This window comes from Paraburkholderia franconis (genome assembly GCF_009362735.1).
GTDB lineage: Bacteria > Pseudomonadota > Gammaproteobacteria > Burkholderiales > Burkholderiaceae > Paraburkholderia > Paraburkholderia franconis.
In genome coordinates this window covers 1-5,696 of the sequence record NZ_WHNP01000164.1, presented here as the reverse complement: position 1 = coordinate 5,696, position 5,696 = coordinate 1, and the positions used below count along the sequence as shown (strand labels likewise).

General features: G+C 59.0%; 6 protein-coding genes and 1 pseudogene. 5 read left to right on the top strand and 2 right to left on the bottom strand.

Annotated elements, in window-relative coordinates; all coding sequences use genetic code 11:
• Both tnpA and GCT13_RS46745 read right to left on the bottom strand, forming a co-directional pair.
• Nucleotides 1–190, bottom strand: a 190-nt coding sequence (gene tnpA, locus GCT13_RS46755) for an IS200/IS605 family transposase (protein ID WP_152767639.1), incomplete at its 3' end; no start/stop codon positions are given.
• Nucleotides 191–979: 789 nt separating this feature from the next.
• Nucleotides 980–1,462: a hypothetical protein gene (locus GCT13_RS46745; protein ID WP_152768346.1), complete on the bottom strand. Its 483-nt coding sequence runs from the start codon at nucleotides 1,460–1,462 to the stop codon at nucleotides 980–982.
• A gap of 193 nt (nucleotides 1,463–1,655) precedes the next feature.
• On the opposite strand from GCT13_RS46745, the gene GCT13_RS46740 reads away from it, so the two are divergent.
• From GCT13_RS46740 to GCT13_RS46720, 5 genes and pseudogenes are all read left to right on the top strand, one after another.
• Nucleotides 1,656–1,940 carry a DUF4148 domain-containing protein gene (locus GCT13_RS46740; protein WP_152768345.1) on the top strand — a complete coding sequence of 95 codons (285 nt, stop codon included), beginning with the start codon at nucleotides 1,656–1,658 and terminating at the stop codon, nucleotides 1,938–1,940.
• Nucleotides 1,941–2,310: 370 nt separating this feature from the next.
• Entirely contained in the window at nucleotides 2,311–2,586 is a 276-nt protein-coding gene (locus GCT13_RS46735; RefSeq protein ID WP_152768344.1) for a CopG family ribbon-helix-helix protein, read from the top strand.
• Nucleotides 2,583–2,906 (top strand): type II toxin-antitoxin system RelE/ParE family toxin, encoded by a 324-nt coding sequence (locus GCT13_RS46730; RefSeq protein WP_152768343.1) that lies wholly within the window; start codon nucleotides 2,583–2,585, stop codon nucleotides 2,904–2,906. The genes GCT13_RS46735 and GCT13_RS46730 overlap by 4 nt, the downstream gene beginning before the upstream one ends.
• Nucleotides 2,907–3,816: 910 nt before the next feature.
• Nucleotides 3,817–4,827, top strand: a complete 1,011-nt coding sequence (locus tag GCT13_RS46725) for a YecA/YgfB family protein (RefSeq protein WP_152768342.1) — start codon at nucleotides 3,817–3,819, stop codon at nucleotides 4,825–4,827.
• A gap of 228 nt (nucleotides 4,828–5,055) precedes the next feature.
• Nucleotides 5,056–5,696: pseudogene (locus GCT13_RS46720) on the top strand (ATP-dependent helicase); the annotation flags it as partial.

Sequence of the window (5,696 nt, the reverse complement as noted above, 5' to 3'; positions counted from 1 at the left end):
TGTGAACGTGATCCCCCATCAGGTGCCCTTCGACAATTTTCGATTCCTTGTGGGACGCCAGCTCATGAAATATCTCTCCGAGCTGCCGACGCAACGCGCCGAATATCTGCTTCTTGCGCCGCTTCGGGATGAACACCACGTGATACTTGCAGTCCCATCTCGTGTGGCTCAGGCTCTGATACTCTTTCATCGTGAATCTCCTTCTCTTGGCAGAGACAGGAAATTCGCGCCGACCGTCGTAAAGGTCAAACCTTGGTGAGTCCACCGGCAGAGCCGGTGGCTTACCTCACTGAGTTACGAGGAATTCAAGCAACAGGGCTGGGTGTACGAGACTCCGGTGACGCAAGAGGCAGCGCTACGCACGACTGTCGCGCCTGTCGAGAGCTGGAAGCCTGCAAACGGTGGGCGCTAATGGAGCCGGATTCGAGTAGTGAGGGGTTGAGCATGGCCACGTGCCGAGGCCTCATCCTTCATGAATGGCTGCTATCGCGCAGTGCCTCGTTCACTCAGGCACCGTCATTCCCTGAATTGTCCGTTGTCGAATCACCGGGATTCGGCTTGCGACCGTCAGTTTCCGATTTTATTACCGGCCCACGACATCCGATGACGCTTGACGGTCTCGCTGTGCCGCTCATCATCTTCAGAATATAGGTAGAGACTCGTGGTGGTCGAGGAGGGGTGGCCGAGATTGTCGCGGACAGGTGCGCGGGGCGAGCATCGCGCGAACCGGAAATTCGATTCGTTATCCTACTCAATGAGTAATCAATATACGAATCGTAATAACGATTGGAAAATAATAGCTGTTGGAACACCCCGGCAATGCCGGTAGAACTTGTGCCGGATTACAAAGCGTAGAGGCAGCCTGACGATCTGCGCTCGACGCAGTCAGGCCGCTGACTGCTTCATCGATGGGATCATGCGTCTGCCGTGCCCAGAACGCTGGCGGAAGACCAATCGCTGCTCGCAGTGCCGACCAGCATCATCGTCCGATCCTCATATCGCTCCTCGCTTCCCAGCTGAGCAATGCACGAGTCAGTGGCTGGCCGAGGCGCGCGTCGGCGACCTCAACGATTGGCTCACTGCCGGCGTGGACTTCAGGAAACCGATCGACACATTTGATCTGTAGCAGCGTCCACCATGCGCCGGGCGGATGGTGGCCAAGCCACATTACCATCGCCGCGGCTTTGGTTCGGAGACCCCATCGCCGCCAGTCGGCACCCGTCGGTGAAAAATGGCCGTGACTGTCAGTGTATTGGCTCGAGCCCAGATCGTAGCGTTTGAGGTAGGGCGGTCTGAGGCGTTCGTCGAGCGTAACCTGTGCGCCATGAGCGATGCGCGCCTGTTCACGCCGCTCGTCCTGACTGAAATCGTTTATCGCGTGGCTGACGACGGATAACTCGTGCAACAGCGCCGCGCCGCCCATTGCCAGGCATGTCGGGGCAATGAAGAGCGAGAGGATCAAAGGAGTCGCCGTCCGACGATCGGTGCGCGTGCCATGTCAGACCGCCTGGCCTCGCCGTGATGCGAAGAACGTGTGCGGCTCCGACGCTGAACCTCAGCAGACCTTTTTCGTTTCCACCAACTAGACTTTAGTTGCTCAGTGCAGGAACGAGCGCGTGAAGGAGGACGGAATTTGTCCGTGGAGGTCGTCCATCATGAAGTCATTTGTCTTTGCCGCCGTCACCGTGTCGGTGCTGGCGGCGCCTGCCATATCCCTCGCTCAGCAATCCGGTTCGACGGTCACGCGCGAGCAGGTGAAAGCAGAACTGAAGGAACTCGAAGAGGCCGGCTACAACCCCATCCGGCGCGATCCCAACTATCCCGACGACATTCGCGCTGCACAGGCGCGCGTCGCCGCTCGCCATGGCACGACACCGGGGCAGACCGGCTATGGCCCTGCGGCGGGCGGGTCGTCGCAATCTGGTGTTCCCAGCAATTGATCGTGTGGAGGAGGGCAACTGCTGCAATCGCTTCGTCGGCTCGGGTGACTTCGTCGATCGACCAGCCGGGTTTTAGCCGATCCTGTCGTGGGTCGTTGGCTTGGTTTGACGTGCCGCTGTACGTGGCGTAGGCCAAATGTCCGTAGTTGGTGGCGGCGAGTGGAATCTGGATGGATCGATGGTTGGAGTCGCGCCGCTCCCAATTGATGCACGCCGGCGGACGGCCCGCAAGGCCACACGATTCCCACAGAGGGGAGATAGGAGTGAGGCAATCTCCGATGCACAGGTGCGAGTCCTCAGACGATTCACCGCAGTCAGTTTATTGTTTTATAATAGGGCGTATTGGAAATCAATAATTGAGGTGATGTCGATGACGGCAACAGCGACGACTCGGACCCTGACTGCGCAGGTCCCCGTGGCTTTGGCCGAGGAGGTTGACGCCCTGGCAGAGCAGATCGAACGCCCGAAGCAATGGATCATTAAGAAAGCCTTGATCGCGTACCTGGCGCGTGAAAAGGAAAAACGACGTTTGATCCGGGAGGGCCTGGACGACGTTGACGCGGGCCGCGTGGTTTCGATGAACGAAGCCGAAGCGTGGGCGGATAGCCTCGGGACGCAAAACGAACGGGCGGTGCCGGGCGCATGAGCGTGCCTGTTGAACTGACGAGTAAGGCCATGTCCGACTTGGCCCAGATCGCTGAGCATGTCAAGCTTTACAACGATGTCGCAGTGGCGCGAACGGTAGTTAAGGCACTCCTGGCCGAAGCGAAGAAGCTGGGCGAGGACCATTACCACCGGCTCGGGGAGGAACTGGACGGCTACGACGGCCCGCCGCCCCGCGAGGTTCACAAGTGGGTGTGTTTGGGAGGGCGATACGAAATCCATCTCGAAATCAAACCCGCATACGCCGAGCGCCCCGCCACAATCTTCGTGCTCCGGGTTTGGGACACGAGGCAGGACCGCTGAACAATGGGCGTGACAAAGCAGGGCATCAGCCCGCTTGCGCGGTGTGTGACCGGGATAGGTTGCGGTGCACCCGCTTTATGCGGAGCCACACTTCGGACATATCGACGCGGGTGAACGTCCCGGTACCTCCGGCGCAGCATCTGGGCCGCAAAAGAAAACGCCCGCGTTATTCACACAGGCGTTTCCGTGGCCCCGCTACCGCGCCCCAATGAACGATTTCTCGTCCGTTTCTGCTTCAGGGGCCGGCTTCCGCGCGGCTCCCTTCAAGTATAGGACGTGCAGCGGGATATCCAAGTCGGCGAAGATGGCGTTCAGAAGATGGGACAGAACGTAGGTCCTGTTCGCACGCGAACGACGAGGACCGCCCCCGAAGGGATGGTGCGCCATTAACAATATTTGAGTAGGATTCCTATGTAATATCTTTGGCTTGTCATCGTCGGTCCATTCGACATACCTGCCGTCGAAGAATACACACGTGTTCGCGAATTGCCGAAGGATACGTCAAAGTGCGCCGCGCGCCTGCTTGGTATCTTCCGGGTGGGAGCGGTCAATGGCACTTGACTGCCGCGCGCGAAGTCATGTCTGCGTATCCGGCACGCACGGCGGACACTGACGGCGCATCGGGGAAAGAGGGTGGAAGCCGGTGACTGGCATCGGCATGTTATAAGTGCTGGAACAATGGGGGAGGCGCTTTCGCAAACGATAACAAGGGTTAGCGATATGCGCGCGAAAAAATTCATCGCCTTCCGACCGGTAGCCGATTTGCACGTCACCGGATCGGGTAAAATGTTGGCGTCCCGGCGCCTGCCGAAATGGTTGCGTGCAAGCGCTGCATCGAGTTGCATGTCGGCGACAGTGACATACACAGGCGATCAGCATCGCGTCTACCGTGTACCACCGTGGGAATATCATGAATCTCGATCCCGAATTCGACGATCCGCTGACGGATGAAGAGTTTGGTGTGCTCGAACGCTTTCTTTCGAGCAATGCCGTTTGCGACGATGCGATGGACGCCGTCATGTTGCACGGCTTTCTGACCGCCGTCATCTCTGGACCGAGCATGGTCATGCCGGGCACGATACTTCCATGGATCTGGGATGCGCGGCACGCAACACGTGAGCCGAGATTTTTATCAGCCGGTCGGGCACGCAAGATGACCGGACTGATCATCCAATACTGGAACGACATCAACAACACCCTGAATCACTGTCCCGATCTGTTCGAACCTCCGCTGCACACGAACGAGTGGAAGGGTGAAGAGATTGTCGTGCTCGACGAGTGGTGCGAGGGCTATTGCAAGGGCATCGACATCGATCGGGAGGCCTGGGAGCCGCTGATCGAACGGCACCCCGAGTGGTTCACTGCCATCCTGCTGTTTGGAACAGCCTCCGGATACCATGAACTGGGGCAGCGAGATTACACCGTCGAGCAACGTCGGTCATTCGCAAACCTGCTCACGGCCGCAGCGCTCAATATCCATCGATACTGGGGTGAGGAGCGCCGAAAACTGATGGAACAGGGCGAGCGGCCGAACATGATCCCAGCGGTTTCAAGGCCGAAAGACAGGACGGGCAAGCATGCCGGACGCAGCGATCTGGATGCGCAAGACGGGACCAAGTCCGAAGACCTGTTCCTTGTCGATTCGCTCGGCCGGACGACGGAAGACGCGTTTCACCCGCTTGCATTGTCCCCGCTGTCTACGCGCGTCACTCGCGAAGGCACGTCTGTCGATGTGCACGTCTATAGGGCCGGAAACGACAGCCGCGATCGCTGGATCCTGGAAATCATCGACTCGCACGGAACATCAACAGTCTGGGGCGACCCGTTTCCGACCGACGGAGCCGCGCTGGCAGAAGCGTTGAACACCATCAGCTCGCATGGCATTGCATCGGTAACGGCAGAGCACGTGACGAAGCACTGACCGCTCTTGAACCGTCTTGCGCCCTGAGTAGAGGTCCGGTCGCCGCAGCAGCCTGCGGGTCAAACCTTGTGCGGCACGGACACAAGCATCACCCGACAATGCCGTACAACATGCCGGCGGAAGCCAGCACCATGATCAGGACTAGCAGTTTTTCCCGGGGCGCAAGATATTACGTGATCTGCACGCCAGGCTATTTGCCGCCTCGAAGCTGGTACTTCCCGACCATCCATGTCTTTGACCGATAGCGATTGTCTCGCGCCCAAAATCACACCGGCAGGTCACCTCCTTGCAGCGCCGGAAGTCGATGCGCCTCCCTTGCCAGATGACGTTGCGCTAGGCGCTTCCTTCAGGCGCGGCACGGGTCATGGCCTGCTCTATCTGGGGAGCGCAACCATAGGGCGTGCACTGCCGCCTGCGTGGGCATGGTGGCGCGACTTTGGCGCCCGCTATGTCACGTCTTTATGCACCACGTCAGAAGGCGAGGAGGTCACGGTTTCTCAACCGGACACAGGGGACTTCGAAAGACTGATCGAAGATGCGCCGCCCATGACGGGTGCCGAATATCTCACGCCGGATGTCCTGGCGGCACTGTGGGGCGAAATCGACACCGCTTTACGTGATGAGCTGGCGAGCACGGGGGAGTCGCTTCAGGCATTTCTCAAGTCGCGTCATCCTGCCTGGAATCTTGTGGGCCGTGTTCACTTCAACCTTGCCGAAAACCGCAAGGATCCTGAAGCCCCTTTCGCCTTCCTGGCAACCTACGCAGCGCGCATATCGGCCCATGGCAAGACACAACATCAACCACTTTCGCGGGCGCTCGAGGAATTTTCCGGTGCGCGGAACAAGGCGAAGCTGCTCTCTCTCCTGAT